The sequence below is a fragment of the Burkholderia sp. AU45274 genome (genome assembly GCF_030482505.1).
GTDB lineage: Bacteria > Pseudomonadota > Gammaproteobacteria > Burkholderiales > Burkholderiaceae > Burkholderia.
Genome location: NZ_JAUJQE010000012.1, coordinates 1 through 15,478, shown reverse-complemented (window position 1 = coordinate 15,478; position 15,478 = coordinate 1). Strand labels below are relative to the sequence as shown.

Below are 15,478 nucleotides of genomic sequence, written 5' to 3'. Positions count from 1 at the left end.
CCGCGATGTGAGCGCCCGCTTGCGTCGCAGCCGGCGTCGGTCGCCGCCCGGTCGAGTGTCTGCTCGGGCGGCTGCTGTATCAGGTCGCGCGCTGGGACGTCGACAGCTCGCAACTTTCAGTGGCGTTGATTTCGGCCGCACGGACCTTGACCTTGCGCGTTGTCGTCACGGTGGCGATCGCCAGCATCGCGGCCGCCACGATGCAGACGGCGCGCGGCTGCGGACACGCCCAAAGCAGCGCTTGCGCGCCGGCCTCCCCGAACGCGCCTGCGACCCAGATGAAGCCAAAGTAGCGGCTGCGCGCATGCGCGGGTGCGTGTTCGGAAACCAGGTGGTAGAGCACCGGGATCGACAGGAGTTCGCCGATGCTCAACACGACTATGCCGGCGCCGACCATCCAGCCGGCGGGTGCCGCTCCCACCAGCGCGACGCCGACGGTGGTCAGCGCGAGTCCGGCCGTCACACTGGGCCAGGAGATACCGGTCCTTGCCGGGCGGCGCAGCGTCCACAGGTAAGCGAGTAGGACCGTGGCCGAATTCACGCCCAGCCAGACGTTGCCTTGCGTGCGTAACCCGAGTTCGGCTGCAATCAGGGGGGCGCTGGAAAAGATCATCGTGTAGCACGCCCAGATCGCGCTGAACAGGATGAACACCCTCAGGAAGATCGGGTCGTGCAGCGGTGCGAACCAGGACGCGGATCGATGCGGTGCCGGTATCGCGCGCGATTCTGCCGAGGACGCGAGTACGGTCACCAGTGCGACGCCAGCCGGGAGCAGGAGCCACAGGCATGCGTTGCCGAAAGCAGGCCACAGGACAAGCGGGCCGGCCAGCGCCCCGACGTTGATCAACAAATAGTGCGTGGAAAAAGCGCGGCTGCCGGCCGGGCCTGATACCTGGCTCAGCATCGAATAAATGACCGGATTCAGGAGCCCTCCACCGATTCCGACCAGTCCGCCCGCGAAGAACAGCGCTTGCGACGAGGTGGCCTGACACAGTGCCGCCAGCCCGAGCGCCTGTAGCAGCGAGCCGAAGGCGAGCGTCGAGCGTTTCGAATACCGGTCCGCGAGGAATCCACCCAGTAACGGGAAGAGCCGGTAGCAGAAGATCTGGATCACGAAGAACAGCGCGAGCCCCGAATCATCCAGCCAGCCTGCCTGCCAGGCGGAAATGGGTTGGTTCGGCGCAATCGAGAAGAACAGGAGCTTGTCGAGCGCGTGAAAGGCGAGCAGCGTAAGCAGCGGTCGATTCATCGCGCGATCCTGACGACGACATCGCCCAGCACCGCCTGTACCCGGTCGGCCGCGATATCGGCCGTGTCACCGGTCACGATAACGAATGCGATCCGGTCAGCGGAGCTTTCGGGTGGACGAATGCGGTCCCCCGGTTTCTTTTCCAGCCCGCAATGGACGACGTAGTCGCGCCGAGTGACGTCGTCCCAACCGTCGAGCGCTTCCAGCACGCCTTCGCGCGGGGCAACGACGAACCCCACGGCCGCCGCCGCGTTTCGAGCGGGGGGCGTTGTTTCGGCATCACCCAGCAGCGCTCGCAGGTGGAGCTTGAACAGATCGATGCCGGTCGCGAGCGGGACCAGGTGCGTTGTGATGTGATCGCCGCCGGGGCGCGGGTTGGTCTCGATAATGCGCGGGCCAGTCGAAGTCCAGCGCAACTCGATGTGAAATACGCCGGTATCCAGGCCGAGCGCCTGCGTCGCGGAGCGGGCCGCGTCGAGCAGTGCCTGGCGTTGCCGCGCGGGCAGGCGCGCGGGGAATACGTGACCGATCTCGACAAAAGACGGCGGTGACGTCACCCATTTCTCCGTTACGCCGGCAAACCGAACGGTTCCGTCGACTAGCGCCAGCTCGACGCTGAACTCGCGACCGTCCGCGAACGCCTCGAGCAGGTACTCCGTACGGCGTGCCAGGCCGAACATGCCGAAGTCCGTTTGCTGCAACTGCCGATATGCAGGTTCGAGCGCGCTCTCGTCTTGCAGCAGCGTGACCCCCTTGCTCGACGCGCTGCTGGTCGGCTTGATCACGAGCGGGTAACCGATTCGGGCTGCCGCGGCTTGCGCGTCGTCCAGGGTCGCGACCAGTGCGTAGTCGAGCGACGGCGCCCCCGCCTGCCGATACGCGTGCCTTGCGAGATCCTTGTGGACGCCGCATTCGGCCGCGAGCGCGGGGACGCCGCGCAGTCCCAGCAAGGCGACCAGTTTCGCGGCTGTCACGGTGACGAACTGATTGCCGGCGACCACGGCTGCGATGGTCGGCAGCAGGTCTGCTTCGTCCAGCGCGTGCTTGACGGCTTGCGCGTCGTTTACCGGGCACACCAGCACACCACGCACCTGATCGCGATAGTTGTACTGATCCGGATGCGTCGCGTCGCTGGTTACCGCCCAGCATTCCAGGCCTAGCGCACGGGCCGCCTGAATGTAACCGAGGCCGAAGAAGCACGGCTCGATGATGAGAACCTTCATGGGTTTGCTCCTCTCGTGGCGCGCGCGCCCTTTGCCGTTCACGCACGCTCTGGATTACCGGCGGTCAGGCGTTCCTGTCTCTCCAGTTTTTATTGGCATTCGGATGCGTCCGCTCTCCGCTGTTCCGGAATAAGCGGACTGCACGCGCTGATGCAGGCTTTCTCGTGTTGAACTACTGTTTGAACTCGATGGATCCGTGCCGCCACGCTCGCAGCGGGGCAGTCCAGCTACTTTAGGGTGGGCGGCCCCGGCCGTGAATTGGACGAGTTCGAATCTGCATGGCTGCCGTTCGGCAGCCGCATGCGCGTCCGCCGCTTGCCAGCCCCATTTCCGCTCCGTAAACTCGCGCCAGATTCCAGACCGGCGCATCCTCCGCAGCCGGCGACCGACAGGAGCCCTTTTCCCCATGTCCGATTCCTACTTCCCGCGCTGGCGGGTGCAATCGACCGGCGCGGCCTCGCGCGTGGTCGGCCCCGACGAGCGCCTCGCGTGGCCGCAGATGGTCGCGATGGGCGTGCAGCACGTCGTCGCGATGTTCGGCTCGACCGTGCTCGCGCCGCTGCTGATGGGCTTCGACCCGAACCTGTGCATCTTCATGTCGGGCATCGGCACGCTGCTGTTCTTCGTGCTGGTCGGCGGCCGCGTGCCGAGCTACCTCGGCTCGAGCTTCGCGTTCATCGGCCTCGTGATCGCGGTGACCGGCTACGGCGGCAGCGGCCCGAACCCGAACATCCCGGTCGCGCTCGGCGGGATCGTCGCGTGCGGCGTCGTGTACGTCGCGCTCGGCCTGCTGGTGCAGGCGATCGGCACGCGCTGGATCGAGACGCTGATGCCGCCCGTCGTGACCGGCGCGGTGGTCGCGGTGATCGGGCTGAACCTCGCGCCGATCGCGGTCAAGGGCGTGTCCGGGTCGACCTTCGAATCGGTGATGGCGCTCGTGACCGTGCTGTGCGTCGGCGGCGTCGCGGTGTTCTCGCGCGGCATGGTGCAGCGCCTGCTGATCCTGGTCGGGCTGGTGATCGCCTACGCGATCTACGCGGTCGCGACCAACGGGATGGGACTCGGCAAGCCGATCGATTTCTCGATCGTCGGGCAGGCGGCCTGGTTCGGGGTGCCGAGCTTTCGCGCGCCGGTGTTCGATCCGCACGCGATGCTGATGCTCGCGCCGATCGCGGTGATCCTGGTCGCCGAGAACCTCGGCCACATCAAGGCCGTCAGCGCGATGACGGGCACCAAGCTCGATCGCTACGTGGGCCGCGCGTTCATCGGCGACGGGCTCGCGACGATCGTGTCGGGCAGCGTCGGCGGCACGGGCGTGACGACCTACGCGGAGAACATCGGCGTGATGGCCGTCACGCGGATCTACTCGACGCTCGTGTTCGCGGTCGCCGCGGTGATCGCGATCGTGCTCGGCTTCTCGCCGAAGTTCGGCGCGGTGATCCAGACGATTCCGGGCCCGGTGCTCGGCGGCGTGTCGATCGTCGTGTTCGGGCTGATCGCGGTGACGGGCGCGCGGATCTGGGTCGTCAACAAGGTCGACTTCTCCGACAACCGCAACCTGATCGTCGCGGCCGTCACGCTGGTGCTCGGCGCCGGCGACTTCTCGCTGAAGATCGGCGGCTTCGGGCTCGGCGGGATCGGCACCGCGACGTTCGGCGCGATCATCCTGTACGCGATCCTGCGCAAGGAAAAGGAACCGGGCCCGGTGGTCTGAGCGTCCGGCGGGCGGCGTCCTGCCGCCCGCGCCATCTTTTGCGTCGACCGTCGACGCGCTACGCGCCGACGTTCGACTGCGTCTGCAGCCACGCGCAGAACTGCGCGACGAGCGGATCGTCCGCCGGCGCGCGCGGCGCGATCCACCAGTAGCTGCGCGTCGCGATGCGCGGCCCCTCCAGCGGCATCACCAGCCGGCCGCTCGCGAGCTCGTCGTCGATCAGCGGCAACGGGCCGAGCGCGACGCCCAGGCCGTCGACGGCCGCCTGCAGCGCCAGGTAGAAGTGGTCGAACGACTGCCGCTTGCGCCCCTTCATCGCCACGCCGGCCGCCGCGAACCAGTCGCGCCAGCCTTCCGGCCGCGTATCCGAATGCAGCAGCACGTGGCGCGCGAGATCGTCCGCGCGCGCGATCGGCGCGCGCTTGAGCAGCGCCGGGCTGCAGACGGGTATCACGCTTTCGTCGAGGAAGTGGCCGCTCGTGCAGTTCGGCCAGTGGCCGGGGCCGCGGCGGATCGCGACATCGAAGCCGTCGAGCGTATCGAGGGGCGCATTCGACGTCGACAGCTTCAGCTCGACGTTCGGCACGTCGCGCTGGAACCGCGACAGGCGCGGCAGCAGCCATTTCATCGCGAAGGTCGGCAGCGCATTGATGCGCAGCACGCGTGCCGCGCCCGTGTTGCGCAACTGCTCGGTCGCGAGCGCGATGCTGTCGAACGCCGCGCGCACGGTGTCGAGGTAGCGGCGGCCTTCGTCGGTGAGCTTCACGCGCTTGCCGTAGCGGTGGAACACCGGCTTGCCGAGCCAGGCCTCGAACCCGGCGATCTGCCGGCTGATGGCACCGTGAGTCACATGCAGCTCGTCGCCGGCAGCGCTGAAGCTTTCATGTCGTGCCGCGGCTTCAAAGGCCCGAAGCGCGGAAAAGGGCGGGAGATCGCGTGCCATGCTTGTGATTCTAGATCACAAGGGCGCGCCGATAAAATCGTTTTGCCGGCATGCCGAACGGCGGTAACCTCGGGTCACCGTTTGATAAGGAACCCCATGCAATCCGCTTCTCCGCCGGCCGCCCCGCCGCCGGCCGCCTCACCCCGCGGCGTCGGCCTCGCCGAGCTGTTCACCGGTTTCCTGTCGCTTGGCCTCATGTCGTTCGGCGGTGCGCTGCCGTTCGCGCGGCGCACCATCGTCGAAGAGCGCAAGTGGCTCTCCGCCGACGAATTCACCGATCTGCTCGGGCTGTGCCAGTTCCTGCCGGGTGGCAACGTGATCAACCTGTCGGTGGCCGTCGGCATGCGCTTTCGCGGCGTCGCCGGCGCGTTCGCCGGCATTCTCGGGTTGATCGCGGGCCCGACGCTCGTCGTCGTCGCGCTCGGCGTGCTGTACGCGAAGACGCAGAACGATCCGCGCGTGCAGCACCTGTTCGCGGGGCTCGCCGCGGCGGCGGCCGGGCTGCTCGTCGCGATGGCCGTGAAGGTCTTGAAGCCGCTGCTGCATGCGCGTGCGGCGGCCGGCATCGCGGCGCTCGCGTTCGTCGCGATCGCGGTGCTGCGCATTCCGCTGCTGACCGCGATGCTCGTGCTGACGCCGGTCAGCATCTGGCTCGCGTCGCGGCGCCGCGACGCGGGCACGCCGCGGCCGGCGCAGGCCGCGGCGCGCGACGCGCAGCGAGGAGAGCGGCCATGAACGACACGCTGATCGCCATCGCGACGATCTTCAGCCAGTTGTCGCTGCTCGCGTTCGGCGGCGGCAACACGATCCTGCCGGAGATGCAGCGGCAGGTCGTCGACGTCCATCACTGGATGAGCGCGCACGAGTTCACCGCGCTGTTCGCGCTGGCCCAGGCCGCGCCCGGGCCGAACATGATGATCGTGTCGCTGGTGGGCTGGCACGTGGCCGGCTGGAGCGGGCTCTTGGTCGCGTCGCTTGCGAAGTTCGGGCCGTCGTCGATCGTCACCGTGCTCGCGCTGCATGCGTGGGAGCGCTTTCGCGACCGGCCGTGGCGCCGCTACGTGCAGCAGGGGATGATGCCGGTCACCGCCGGGCTCGTCGCGGCCAGCGCGGTGCTGATCTCCGAGGCGTCGAACCGCACCGCGATCCAGTGGGGCATCACGGCCGCGTGCGCGGTGCTCGCGTGGCGCACGCGCATCCATCCGCTGTGGCTGCTCGCGGGCGGCGCGCTGATCGGGCTCACGGGCATCGGGCAATGACCGGCGCACTTTGACCGCCCGTGCGCCATACTGGCGCGAATCTTCACGGGAGGCTCGATGGATCTCGACGGCGCCAGCCGCAATCTCACTGTCGCCGCGTTGCTGACGCTGTCCGGCGGCTACCTCGACGCGTACACGTATGTCGGCCACGGCCACGTGTTCGCGAACACGATGACCGGCAACGTCGCGCTGCTCGGCATCAACCTGTCGGCCGGCGAATGGGCCGCCGCGCTGCATCACGTGCCGCCGCTCGTCGGCTTCACGATCGCGGTGTTCGTCGCGCACCTGCTCGGGCTTGCCGCGCAGCGCGGCTGGATGAAGCACACGGCGTTCGCGAGCCTGCTCGTCGAGATCGTCTTTCTCGGCGTCGCCGCGAGCGGCCTCGTCGGCGCGTCGAGCGCGTGGCTGATTCCGGGCATCTCGTTCGTCGCGACGCTGCAGACGCTGTCGTTCACCCATCTCGAGGAACTGTCGTACACGTCGGTGATGACCACCGGCAACCTGCGGCGCGCCGCGCAGAAGCTGTTCGTCGGGTTGATCCCGCGCTACGACGCGGGTGCGCTGCACGACTCGGCGCTGCTCGCGACGATCAGCTTCTGCTTCCTGGCCGGCGCGGTGGTCGGCGGCCTCGTCACGCGACTCGTGCCGGAGGTCGCGCTGTGGGGCGCCGTGCTGCTGCTCGTCGGCGCGTTCGCGGAAATCGTGCGGCGCGCGTGGCGCCGGCACACGGCCGACGGCGGGCCGGCGGCGGTGTGACCGCGCCTCCCGCGGGCGCACCCCTGCGTGTGCCCCCAGCGTGCGCCCCCGGGCGTGCCCGCGCGCGCCCGTTCCGCGGCACCTGCCGCGCGATCCTGACCGACCCGACGCACCGTCAGCCGCGCTCGCGGCCGCTGCCGTGCGGCGCCCGATGCCCGCCGGATGCGCGTTGCCGCGCGCAGCGTTGTGCGCGGGCGACAGTTCCGCCGTTACCGCGCATTTCAATTTCTTTCAGCGATGGCACTCGTCATATGATTCAGCCCACATCGCGCGCGCCAAGAACGTGAGCGATCGCCACCCGGCTGCGCACGCGGCCGGCCATGAATGGAGACACCTACAAAAAGGAAAGCTCATGAAGCAGACCACCCGACTCGCAGCCATCGCAGGGGGCGCCGCGCTCGCATTTGCCAGCCAGTACGCGGCCGCACAAAGCTCGGTCACGCTCTGGGGCGTCGCCGACGCCAGCATCCGTTACCTGACCAACGCCAACGCCAAGAACGACGGCCTGCTGTCGATGACCAACGGCGCGATCACGAACAGCCGCTTCGGCATCTACGGCACGGAAGACCTCGGCGGCGGCCTGAAGGCCGTGTTCAACCTCGAGAGCGGCGTGAACCTGCAGAACGGCGCCTTCGCCGACAGCGGCCGCCTGTTCAACCGCGCAGCGTACGTCGGCCTGCAGAGCCCGTACGGCACGGTGACCCTCGGCCGCCAGAAGACGCCCCTGTTCGACCTGCTGTCGGATACCTACGATCCGCTGACGGTCGGCAACTACCTCGAAAACGCATGGCTGCCGGTCGCACTCGGCGGCGGCCTGTATGCGGACAACCAGATCAAGTACACCGGCAAGTTCGAAGGCCTGACCGCGAAGGCGATGTACTCGACCGGCACCAACTACGAATCGACCGGCGCGGGCGGCTTCTCGGGCCAGATCCCGGGTTCGCTGGGCAAGGGCAATGCGTGGGGCGTGTCGCTGTCGTACGTGATGGGCCCGCTCAGCATCGCGGCCGGCGCGCAGCAGAACAGCGACAACTCGGCGCGCAAGCAGACGATCTACCACGCGAACGTCGTGTATGCGTTCAGCAAGGCGAAGATCTACGCGGGCTACCTGCGCTCGAAGGACGACACGGGCTTCGTCGACAGCCTGCTCGCACAGCAGACGATTCCGGTCGCGAAGGGCACCGGCCGGATCGACGACGGTCCGTTCGCGGGCGTGAGCTGGCAGGTCAGCGCGCCGCTGACGCTGACGGGCGCGTTCTACTACGACCACATGCGCAACGCGATGACCACCAACGGCACGCTCGCGAGCGGCAACCGCTACGCGATCGTCGGCATCGCCGAGTACGCGCTCAGCAAGCGCACGGAAGTCTACGGCACCGTCGACTTCAACAAGACGAACGGCGCGGCGAACGTCGAGCTGCCGGGTCGCAGCAACCAGACCGGCATCGCGATCGGCCTGCGCAATATCTTCTGACGAACGTCGGAACGCATCGGCCGGCAGTCGTCCGGCCTGCATCGAAGGGGCGCCGCGAGGCGCCTCTTTTTTTTCGTCACGCGACCTTCATACGCGCGCACGACTATTCGGCGAATGCTTCATCACGAGACCCCCGCGCCGTAAGGGTTTCGTCGGCAATCCAGAACATACTTTTACAGTGCGCGCGAAGGCTTTCCGCTACGCTGCGTGCATCGCCCGTTGCGTGCCGCCTGGCGCGCGCGTGCGTCGTTCCGGTTGCGCTCGGCGAGTGCGGCCGGCCTGGTGCGTAACTTGTGTATCCGGTGATGACAATCGCGGTCCGCCGGTTTTTTTCGTGGGACGATGCGCTCACGATTTTCTTGAAAGGGGATGACGATGGGTATCCTGAACACCGTGGGTGAAATCGCTGGCGCAGTCGCTGCTGTCGAAGGCGCGGAAAAGCTGGATCCGGATGCGGGCCTGCTGACCAAGGCGGCCGCCGCCGTCGCCGGCTTCAAGGGTGCGGAAGCGATCGAAGGCATGCTCGAGAAGAAGGAAGAGCAGCCGCAGCAGGCAGACGACACGCAGGCGACGGACGGCAGCGACACGTCGCAGGCATGAGCATGGCGGCTGGTCCGGCCGTGGGCGCGCCCTTCGCGCGCCTGGGCGGATCGGTGCCGCGCAGCCGGCAGGTCGGGCATGCGGTCGATCGGTGACGCATGACACACCCGGCAGCTGGTTTGACCGGCGAGAGGCAACGTCTCTCGCCGTTTTTTATTGGGCGGGCGCCGGGCTGCACCGTGCGCCGCAAGAATGCCGGAATCTTGCTATCGTGCCGTCATCCGAACTGCGATGAGGGAATGCGATGGATTTCGACTACGACCTGTTCGTCATCGGCGCCGGCTCGGGCGGCGTGCGGCTCGCACGCATGTCCGCGTCATACGGCGCGCACGTCGGCATTGCGGAAGAAGAGCAGATCGGCGGCACCTGCGTGCTGCGCGGCTGCATTCCGAAGAAGCTGCTCGTCTACGCATCGCACTACCCGCATGAAGTCGAGGACGCGAAGGGCTTCGGCTGGAGCTTCGGCGCCGGCACGCTCGACTGGCCCGCGCTGATCGCCGCGAAGGATCGCGAGATCAACCGGCTCAGCGACATCTACATCAACCTGCTGCGGCAATCGGGCGTCGAGATGCACGCGGGGCGCGCGACGCTCGTCGATGCGCATACGGTCGCGATCGGCGAACGCACGATCCGTGCGCGCCACATCGCGATCGCGACCGGCTCGCGCCCGTCGATGCCGGCGCGGCCCGGCATCGGGCATGCGATCACGTCGCGCGAGGCGCTGTCGCTTGCCGCGTGCCCCAAGCGCATCGCGGTGGTCGGCGGCGGCTATATCGCGGTCGAGTTCGCGGGCATCTTCAACGGCTTCGGCAGCCACGTCGACCTGTTCTATCGCGGCGAGAAGATCCTGCGCGGCTTCGACGACGACGTGCGCCAGTTCCTGACCGACGAGATGACGAAACAGGGTGTCACGATCCATGCACGCTCGGTGGTCGAGTCGATCGAGCGCGCGGACGACGGCACGCTGAGCGTGCGCGTCGGCGCGGCACGGCACGGGCCGTACGACCAGGTGCTGTATGCGACCGGCCGCGTGCCGAACGTCGACGGCCTCGGGCTCGAGCAGGCGGGCGTGATGCTCGACGCGCGTGGCGCGATCGCCGTCGATGCGTATTCGGCGACGTCGGTGCCGTCGATCCACGCGATCGGCGACGTCACGTCGCGGCCGCAGCTCACGCCGGTCGCGACGCGCGACGGCGGGTTGCTCGCCCGCACGCTGTTCGGCGGGTCGCGCGTCGCGGCCGATCACGAATGGGTGCCGTCGGCGGTGTTCAGCCAGCCCGAGGTCGCGACGGTCGGGCTCACCGAGTCGACCGCGCGCGACCTGTACGACGGCGACGTCGATATCTACCGCACGTCGTTCAAGGCGCTGCGTCACACGCTGTCGGGCCGCGACGAGCGCACGCTGATGAAGCTCGTCGTTGCGCGCGACAGCCAGCGCGTGGTCGGCGCGCACATGGTCGGCCGCGATGCGGGCGAGATCATCCAGGGCATCGCGATCGCGATTCGCGCGGGTGCGACGAAGGCGCAGTTCGACGACACGATCGGCATTCACCCGACCGCGGCCGAGGAGTTCGTGACGATGCGGCAGAAGGTGGCGGATTAGCGGGGGCGCGTCGGCGCACGGCAACAACGGAACGGCTGCGCTTCGACGCGGCCGTTTCTCGTTGATGTGACCCGGTCAATGCACGCCGAATGCGTCGAGCAGCCGGTACCAGCTCATCGCGAGCACCAGCGCCGGCGTGCGCAGCGCCTCGCCGCCGGGGAAGTCGCGATGGCGGATCTTGTCGAACAGGTCGAAGCGGCTCGCCTGTCCGTTGATCGCCTCGGCGATCAGCTTGCCCGCAAGCGCGGTCGTGTTCACGCCGTGCCCCGAGAACCCCTGCGCGAAATACATCGTCGGCGCGATGCGGCCGAAGTGCGGCGCGCGGTTCATCGTGATGTCGACGAAGCCGCCCCACGCGTAGTCGACCTTCACGTCCGCCAACTGCGGGAACGTCTTCAGCATGTCCGCGCGCATCGCCGCCGCGAGATCGCGCGGCTCCCGCGTCGAATAGCTGACCTTGCCGCCCCACACGAGCCGCGTGTCGGGCGCCGGCCGGAAATAGTCGAGCACGAAGCGGCTGTCGCAGATCGCCGCGCGCGCGGGCATCAGCGCGGCGGCGCGCGCGTCGCCGAGCGGCTCGGTCGCGATCACGTAGGTGCCGACCGGCATGATCTTCCTCGACAGCGCGGGCGCGAGCGTGCCGACGAAGGTATTGCACGCGAGCACGACGAAACGCGCGCGCACGTTGCCGCCGCTCGTCTCGACGACATGGCCGCCCGCGACGTCGCGCACGCGCGTCACGCAGCTGTCCTCGTGGATGCGCACGCCCGCGCCGGTCGCCGCGCGGGCGAGGCCGAGCGTGTAGTTGAGCGGATGGAGGTGGCCGCTGTCCGGGTCGTACAGGCCGCCGCAATAGCGCTCGGACTGCACGTAGTCGCCGAGTTCGTCGGCTTCGACGAAGTGGAAGCGGTCGTAGCCGAAGCGCTTCGCGGCTTCGTCGCGCCAGCGTTTCAGGCCGTCGGCGTCGCGCTCGGTGTTCGCGGCGGTCAGGTAGCCGGGCACCAGCGCGCAGTCGATGTCGTGCTGCGCGATGCGCGACTTCACGAGCGACAGCGTTTCGAGCCCCATGTCCCAGATGCGCTTCACGTCGCCTTCCGGCATGAACTGCCCGAACGTGTCGATGTCGCACGCGAACCCGCCGATCAGCTGGCCGCCGTTGCGGCCGCTCGCTGCCCATCCGACCCGCGACGCCTCGAGCACGGTCACCGAATGGCCGCGCTCGGCGAGATTGAGCGCGGCGGACAGGCCCGTGAGGCCCGCGCCGATCACGCACACGTCGGCATCGATCGTGCCGGCGAGCGGCGCGTGGCGGGTCGTATCGTTGGCGGTCGCCGCGTAGTAGGACGCGACGTGCGGCTGGTTGGCGAATGTCTGCATGGTCAGGATAACGGAGGAGTTTGACTCAGAATAGCTCGCGCACGCGGTGGTACAGCATCCCGAGTTCGAGCGCGGGTTGCCGCCATGCGTCGCCGCCGGGGAAGCGCCGGTGACGCATGCGCGCGAACAGGTCGAACGCGCGTGTGTCGCCCGCGATCGCGCCGGCGACCGCGCGTCCGGCGATGCCGGTGAGCGCGACGCCATGGCCGCTGAAGCCCTGGACGTAGAAGAAGTTCGGATCGAGCGCGCCGAAATCCGGCGCACGGTTGCGCGTGACGTCGACGAAGCCGCCCCAAGCGTGGTCGACGCGCACGTCACCGAGCTGCGGGAACACGCCGACCATGCGGCGCCGGATCGTTTCGGCGAGCGTGGCGGGCGACGCGCCGGCCGAATTCGCGCGGCCGCCGAACAGCATCCGGTGGTCGGCCGACAGCCGGAAATAGTCGAGGAAGAAGTTGTTGTCGCATACGGCTTCGCGCTGCGCGATCAGCGCGTCGGCGCGCGCCAGGCCGAGCGGCTCGGTCGCGATGATGTACGACGCGATCGGCGCGATGCGGGCGGCCGTCGCGGCCGGCAGCACGCCGCCGGGGCCCGCGTTGCAGCACGACACGACGAAGCGGCAGCGCACGTCGCCGGTTGGCGTGCGCACGATGGGCCGCTCGCCGCGCACGACGTCGAGCGCGGGCGTATGCGCGTACAGCGCGACGCCTTCGCGGCGCGCGGCATCGGCCAGGCCGAGGCAGTACTTGAGCGGATGCAGGTGGCCCGACAGCGGATCGTAGACGCCCGCGAGATAGCGTGTCGATGCGATGCGCGCGCGGATCTCGCCGGTGTCGAGCCATGACAGCGACGGATGGCCCCAGCGCTGGGTCGCTGCGTCCATCCACGCGTGCAGGTCGTCGATGCGGCGCGGTTTCGTCGCGACCGTCAGGTAGCCGCGCGTGAAGTCGCAGTCGATCCCGTAGCGCGCGATCCGCTCGGCGATCAGCGCGACGCCGTCGAGCGACAGCGACCACGCGGCGCGCGCGCCGTCGGCGCCGAGCTGCCGCTCGACTTCCTCGTCCTTCGCGAAGCCGGTGATCGCCTGGCCGCCGTTGCGGCCCGACGCACCCCAGCCGGGCCGGTGCGCGTCGATCACCGCGACGGACAGCCCGCGCGCACGGCAGTCGAGCGCCGTCGACAGGCCCGCGAAGCCGGCGCCGATCACGCAGACGTCGACGTCGATCGTCCCGTCGAGCGCCGGGTCGTCCACGGCGGGGCGCACGGCCGTCGCTTCGTAGTACGAGTCGCGCGCGAGCGCATCGGCGCGGCGGGTGAAAGACTGCGTCATGAATCCGGCTCCCTCGTTGCAGCCGGCGGCGGTGCATCGCGCACCGTCGTCCGGCCGGTAAAAACGGCGCGGGACGCCGTGCGTGCGGCACGGCGTCCCGCGCGGGCTGCGTCAGAACGAATAGATGAACTGCGTCGCGAGCAGGTCGTTGGACTTGCCATACGATCCGTCGTTGCGCAGGAACACCTTGTTGTTCGCCCAGTCGTGGCGGTATTCGACCTTCACGGTGATCTGCTGGGTCGGATAGAACAGCAGGTCGAGCGCGACATCCTGCCGCACGGCCCCCTTGCACTCGAAGCCCAGGCCGCCGCCGGCCTTCGACTGCGCGAGGCAGTCCGCGTCGACGCCGAAGCCGTTGCTCGGGTCCATCCCGTTGCCGTTCAGCGCGATGCCGCCGCCGCCGCCGCCGTTCTTCGAGTTGGCGAGCAGGTCGTAGCGCAGCGTCACGCCCATGCGGCCGACCACCGGCGCGTTGAACTTGCGGTGCGCGAGCAGCGACAGGCCGTACCACTGCGCGAGCCCGCCATTGAACGCCGCATGCTGCTGACGGCCGTAGTCGACTTCCGCGTTGTACTGAATGTCGGCGAGCGTGTAGGTCGCGTCGAGTTCACCGAAGAAGAACGAGCCGTACGCGCTCGGTGCTGCACCACCCGGGCCGTAGTTGACGCCGATTTGTTGGCCGGTAACCGGATCTGTCACAGCTGCCGACGACAGCGTCTGGCGACCGATATTGAACGAACCGCCGATGTCGAGCGCACTCGACCACGTGTAGTCCGCGCGTGCGGTGAAGGTCGGCACCTTGTTGCTGGTGGTGATCGGGTCGCCGAGCGCATTCACGCCTTTCTGCGTGACCGAACCGTACGTGCGGTACTGCTCGTTGCCGAGGAAGAACTTCCACGCCCAGTTGCCCTTCGTGTAGTTCGCGCCGATCCCGACGTAGCTGCCCGGATCCGAGAAATCGTACAGCAGGTTGTGCGTGAGCGTGAGCATCTGGTTCGACTGCTGCACCTCGTAGCCGCCGAAGCTCGGGATCAGGCCGGCGACCAGCGTCGTTTCGGCGGTGATCGGCACGTTGATGACCGCGGTGTTCAGCAGGTTGTCGGTGATCGAGCCGCGCGAGTTCTGCAGCAGCGTGATGCCGTTGCCGCGGTTCGGCATCAGCGTGATTTCCGCCGACGGCGCCATCGGGCCGACGCCGAACGTCTTCTTGATGTCGAGGTAGAGATCGCCGAACGTGCTGTTGAAGTAGTTGTACGCGTTCTCGTGGTTCGCGAACAGGAACGACGACGTGCCGGCCGCGCGGTTGTACATGTAGGTCGGGTCGATGTAGCCCGTCACCGACAGGCCGGCGAGCGGGCCCGTGTTGGCCGCGTCCGTCAGCGAGTCGACCTTCAGCTGCTGGTTCGCGATCTGCTGCTTCATTTCGCCGACCTCATCGTTGGTCAGCGTGGCCTGCGCCTTGCCGTAGTCCGGCGAGCCCGGGTCGACGGCCACCGCGGCCGGCGCGACGCCCACCCCTGCCTTCGTGCCGGCCTGGGCGGTCGCGGGGCCGCCCTTCGCCGACAGTTGCGCCTGCATCGCCTTCATCTGTTTCTGCAGCGCCGCGACCTGCGCCTGCAGCGCCTTGATCTCGGCGGATGTCGAGTCGGCCAGCGCGATGCCCGGTAACGCGCCGGCCACCAGCAGGCAGATCAGTTTCTTCTTCATTGCGGATTCTCCTTGTCGTGTGCCTGTCAAATCGGAATCGAATCGCGCGCCCCCCCTGGGGCGGCGCATCTTGCTTGTCTGCAGTGCTTGTTATCTTTGGAACAGGAGGCGATACGTCACGCCACCGCGAACGCCGCCTTCATGTCGGCGATGCGGCGCCGCTCACGCGCGATCATCATCCGGTTCACGACGATCACGCCGATCGTCACCGCCGTGATGAACAGCGTCGCCAGCGCGTTCATC

13 protein-coding genes and 1 pseudogene are annotated in these 15,478 nt (G+C 68.3%); 7 read left to right on the top strand and 7 right to left on the bottom strand.

The window, feature by feature from the left end; translation table 11 throughout:
- Positions 1-79 precede the first annotated feature (79 nt).
- Both QZM35_RS31255 and QZM35_RS31250 read right to left on the bottom strand, forming a co-directional pair.
- Positions 80-1,249, bottom strand: coding sequence for an MFS transporter (locus tag QZM35_RS31255; RefSeq protein WP_301777438.1), 1,170 nt, complete (start codon positions 1,247-1,249; stop codon positions 80-82).
- Positions 1,246-2,472: an ATP-grasp domain-containing protein gene (locus QZM35_RS31250; RefSeq protein ID WP_089426508.1), complete on the bottom strand. Its 1,227-nt coding sequence runs from the start codon at positions 2,470-2,472 to the stop codon at positions 1,246-1,248. Before QZM35_RS31250 ends, QZM35_RS31255 begins: the two co-directional genes overlap by 4 nt.
- A 406-nt stretch (positions 2,473-2,878) precedes the next feature.
- Here QZM35_RS31250 and QZM35_RS31245 point away from each other — a divergent pair, with 406 nt between their 5' ends.
- Entirely contained in the window at positions 2,879-4,186 is a 1,308-nt protein-coding gene (locus QZM35_RS31245) for a solute carrier family 23 protein (protein WP_301777437.1), read from the top strand.
- Positions 4,187-4,244: 58 nt separating this feature from the next.
- On the opposite strand, the gene QZM35_RS31240 is transcribed toward QZM35_RS31245, so the two are convergent.
- Complete coding sequence (locus tag QZM35_RS31240; protein WP_069249062.1) at positions 4,245-5,129, bottom strand: transcriptional regulator GcvA; 885 nt, start codon at positions 5,127-5,129, stop codon at positions 4,245-4,247.
- A gap of 96 nt (positions 5,130-5,225) precedes the next feature.
- Between QZM35_RS31240 and QZM35_RS31235 the strand changes: the two genes are divergently transcribed.
- The 6 genes from QZM35_RS31235 to gor all read left to right on the top strand — a co-directional run bounded on the left by QZM35_RS31235 (position 5,226) and on the right by gor (position 10,821).
- A complete protein-coding gene (locus QZM35_RS31235; RefSeq protein WP_301777436.1) occupies positions 5,226-5,864 on the top strand; it encodes a chromate transporter in 639 nt (212 codons plus the stop codon).
- On the top strand, positions 5,861-6,388 hold the full coding sequence (locus QZM35_RS31230; protein ID WP_043184629.1) for a chromate transporter: 528 nt from the start codon (positions 5,861-5,863) through the stop codon (positions 6,386-6,388). The genes QZM35_RS31235 and QZM35_RS31230 overlap by 4 nt, the downstream gene beginning before the upstream one ends.
- A gap of 57 nt (positions 6,389-6,445) precedes the next feature.
- Positions 6,446-7,144, top strand: a complete 699-nt coding sequence (locus QZM35_RS31225) for a YoaK family protein (protein WP_301777435.1) — start codon at positions 6,446-6,448, stop codon at positions 7,142-7,144.
- A gap of 352 nt (positions 7,145-7,496) precedes the next feature.
- Positions 7,497-8,618, top strand: coding sequence for a porin (locus QZM35_RS31220; RefSeq protein WP_039369128.1), 1,122 nt, complete (start codon positions 7,497-7,499; stop codon positions 8,616-8,618).
- A 375-nt stretch (positions 8,619-8,993) separates the two neighbouring features.
- On the top strand, positions 8,994-9,218 hold the full coding sequence (locus QZM35_RS31215) for a hypothetical protein (RefSeq protein ID WP_043185162.1): 225 nt from the start codon (positions 8,994-8,996) through the stop codon (positions 9,216-9,218).
- Between the two features lie 244 nt (positions 9,219-9,462).
- Positions 9,463-10,821 (top strand): glutathione-disulfide reductase, encoded by a 1,359-nt coding sequence (gene gor / locus QZM35_RS31210; RefSeq protein WP_089426503.1) that lies wholly within the window; start codon positions 9,463-9,465, stop codon positions 10,819-10,821.
- A gap of 75 nt (positions 10,822-10,896) precedes the next feature.
- Here gor and QZM35_RS31205 read toward each other — a convergent pair whose 3' ends face one another.
- The 4 genes and pseudogenes from QZM35_RS31205 to QZM35_RS31190 form a co-directional block, all read right to left on the bottom strand.
- Positions 10,897-12,198 (bottom strand): FAD-binding oxidoreductase, encoded by a 1,302-nt coding sequence (locus tag QZM35_RS31205; protein ID WP_301777434.1) that lies wholly within the window; start codon positions 12,196-12,198, stop codon positions 10,897-10,899.
- A 25-nt stretch (positions 12,199-12,223) separates the two neighbouring features.
- Positions 12,224-13,528, bottom strand: coding sequence for an FAD-binding oxidoreductase (locus tag QZM35_RS31200; RefSeq protein ID WP_174975938.1), 1,305 nt, complete (start codon positions 13,526-13,528; stop codon positions 12,224-12,226).
- Positions 13,529-13,639: 111 nt separating this feature from the next.
- On the bottom strand, positions 13,640-15,235 hold the full coding sequence (locus QZM35_RS31195; RefSeq protein WP_089426500.1) for a DUF3138 family protein: 1,596 nt from the start codon (positions 15,233-15,235) through the stop codon (positions 13,640-13,642).
- Between the two features lie 116 nt (positions 15,236-15,351).
- A pseudogene (locus QZM35_RS31190) lies at positions 15,352-15,478 on the bottom strand (putrescine ABC transporter permease PotI); the annotation flags it as partial.

Coding starts and splice junctions, on each gene's coding strand:
- QZM35_RS31235 (WP_301777436.1), top strand. CDS start 5,226: ATGCAATCCGCTTCTCCGCCGGCCGCCCCGCCGCCGGCCGCCTCACCC.
- QZM35_RS31245 (WP_301777437.1), top strand. CDS start 2,879: ATGTCCGATTCCTACTTCCCGCGCTGGCGGGTGCAATCGACCGGCGCG.
- gor (WP_089426503.1), top strand. CDS start 9,463: ATGGATTTCGACTACGACCTGTTCGTCATCGGCGCCGGCTCGGGCGGC.
- QZM35_RS31195 (WP_089426500.1), bottom strand. CDS start 15,235: ATGAAGAAGAAACTGATCTGCCTGCTGGTGGCCGGCGCGTTACCGGGC.
- QZM35_RS31250 (WP_089426508.1), bottom strand. CDS start 2,472: ATGAAGGTTCTCATCATCGAGCCGTGCTTCTTCGGCCTCGGTTACATT.
- QZM35_RS31240 (WP_069249062.1), bottom strand. CDS start 5,129: ATGGCACGCGATCTCCCGCCCTTTTCCGCGCTTCGGGCCTTTGAAGCC.
- QZM35_RS31230 (WP_043184629.1), top strand. CDS start 5,861: ATGAACGACACGCTGATCGCCATCGCGACGATCTTCAGCCAGTTGTCG.
- QZM35_RS31215 (WP_043185162.1), top strand. CDS start 8,994: ATGGGTATCCTGAACACCGTGGGTGAAATCGCTGGCGCAGTCGCTGCT.
- QZM35_RS31220 (WP_039369128.1), top strand. CDS start 7,497: ATGAAGCAGACCACCCGACTCGCAGCCATCGCAGGGGGCGCCGCGCTC.
- QZM35_RS31200 (WP_174975938.1), bottom strand. CDS start 13,528: ATGACGCAGTCTTTCACCCGCCGCGCCGATGCGCTCGCGCGCGACTCG.
- QZM35_RS31255 (WP_301777438.1), bottom strand. CDS start 1,249: ATGAATCGACCGCTGCTTACGCTGCTCGCCTTTCACGCGCTCGACAAG.
- QZM35_RS31225 (WP_301777435.1), top strand. CDS start 6,446: ATGGATCTCGACGGCGCCAGCCGCAATCTCACTGTCGCCGCGTTGCTG.
- QZM35_RS31205 (WP_301777434.1), bottom strand. CDS start 12,198: ATGCAGACATTCGCCAACCAGCCGCACGTCGCGTCCTACTACGCGGCG.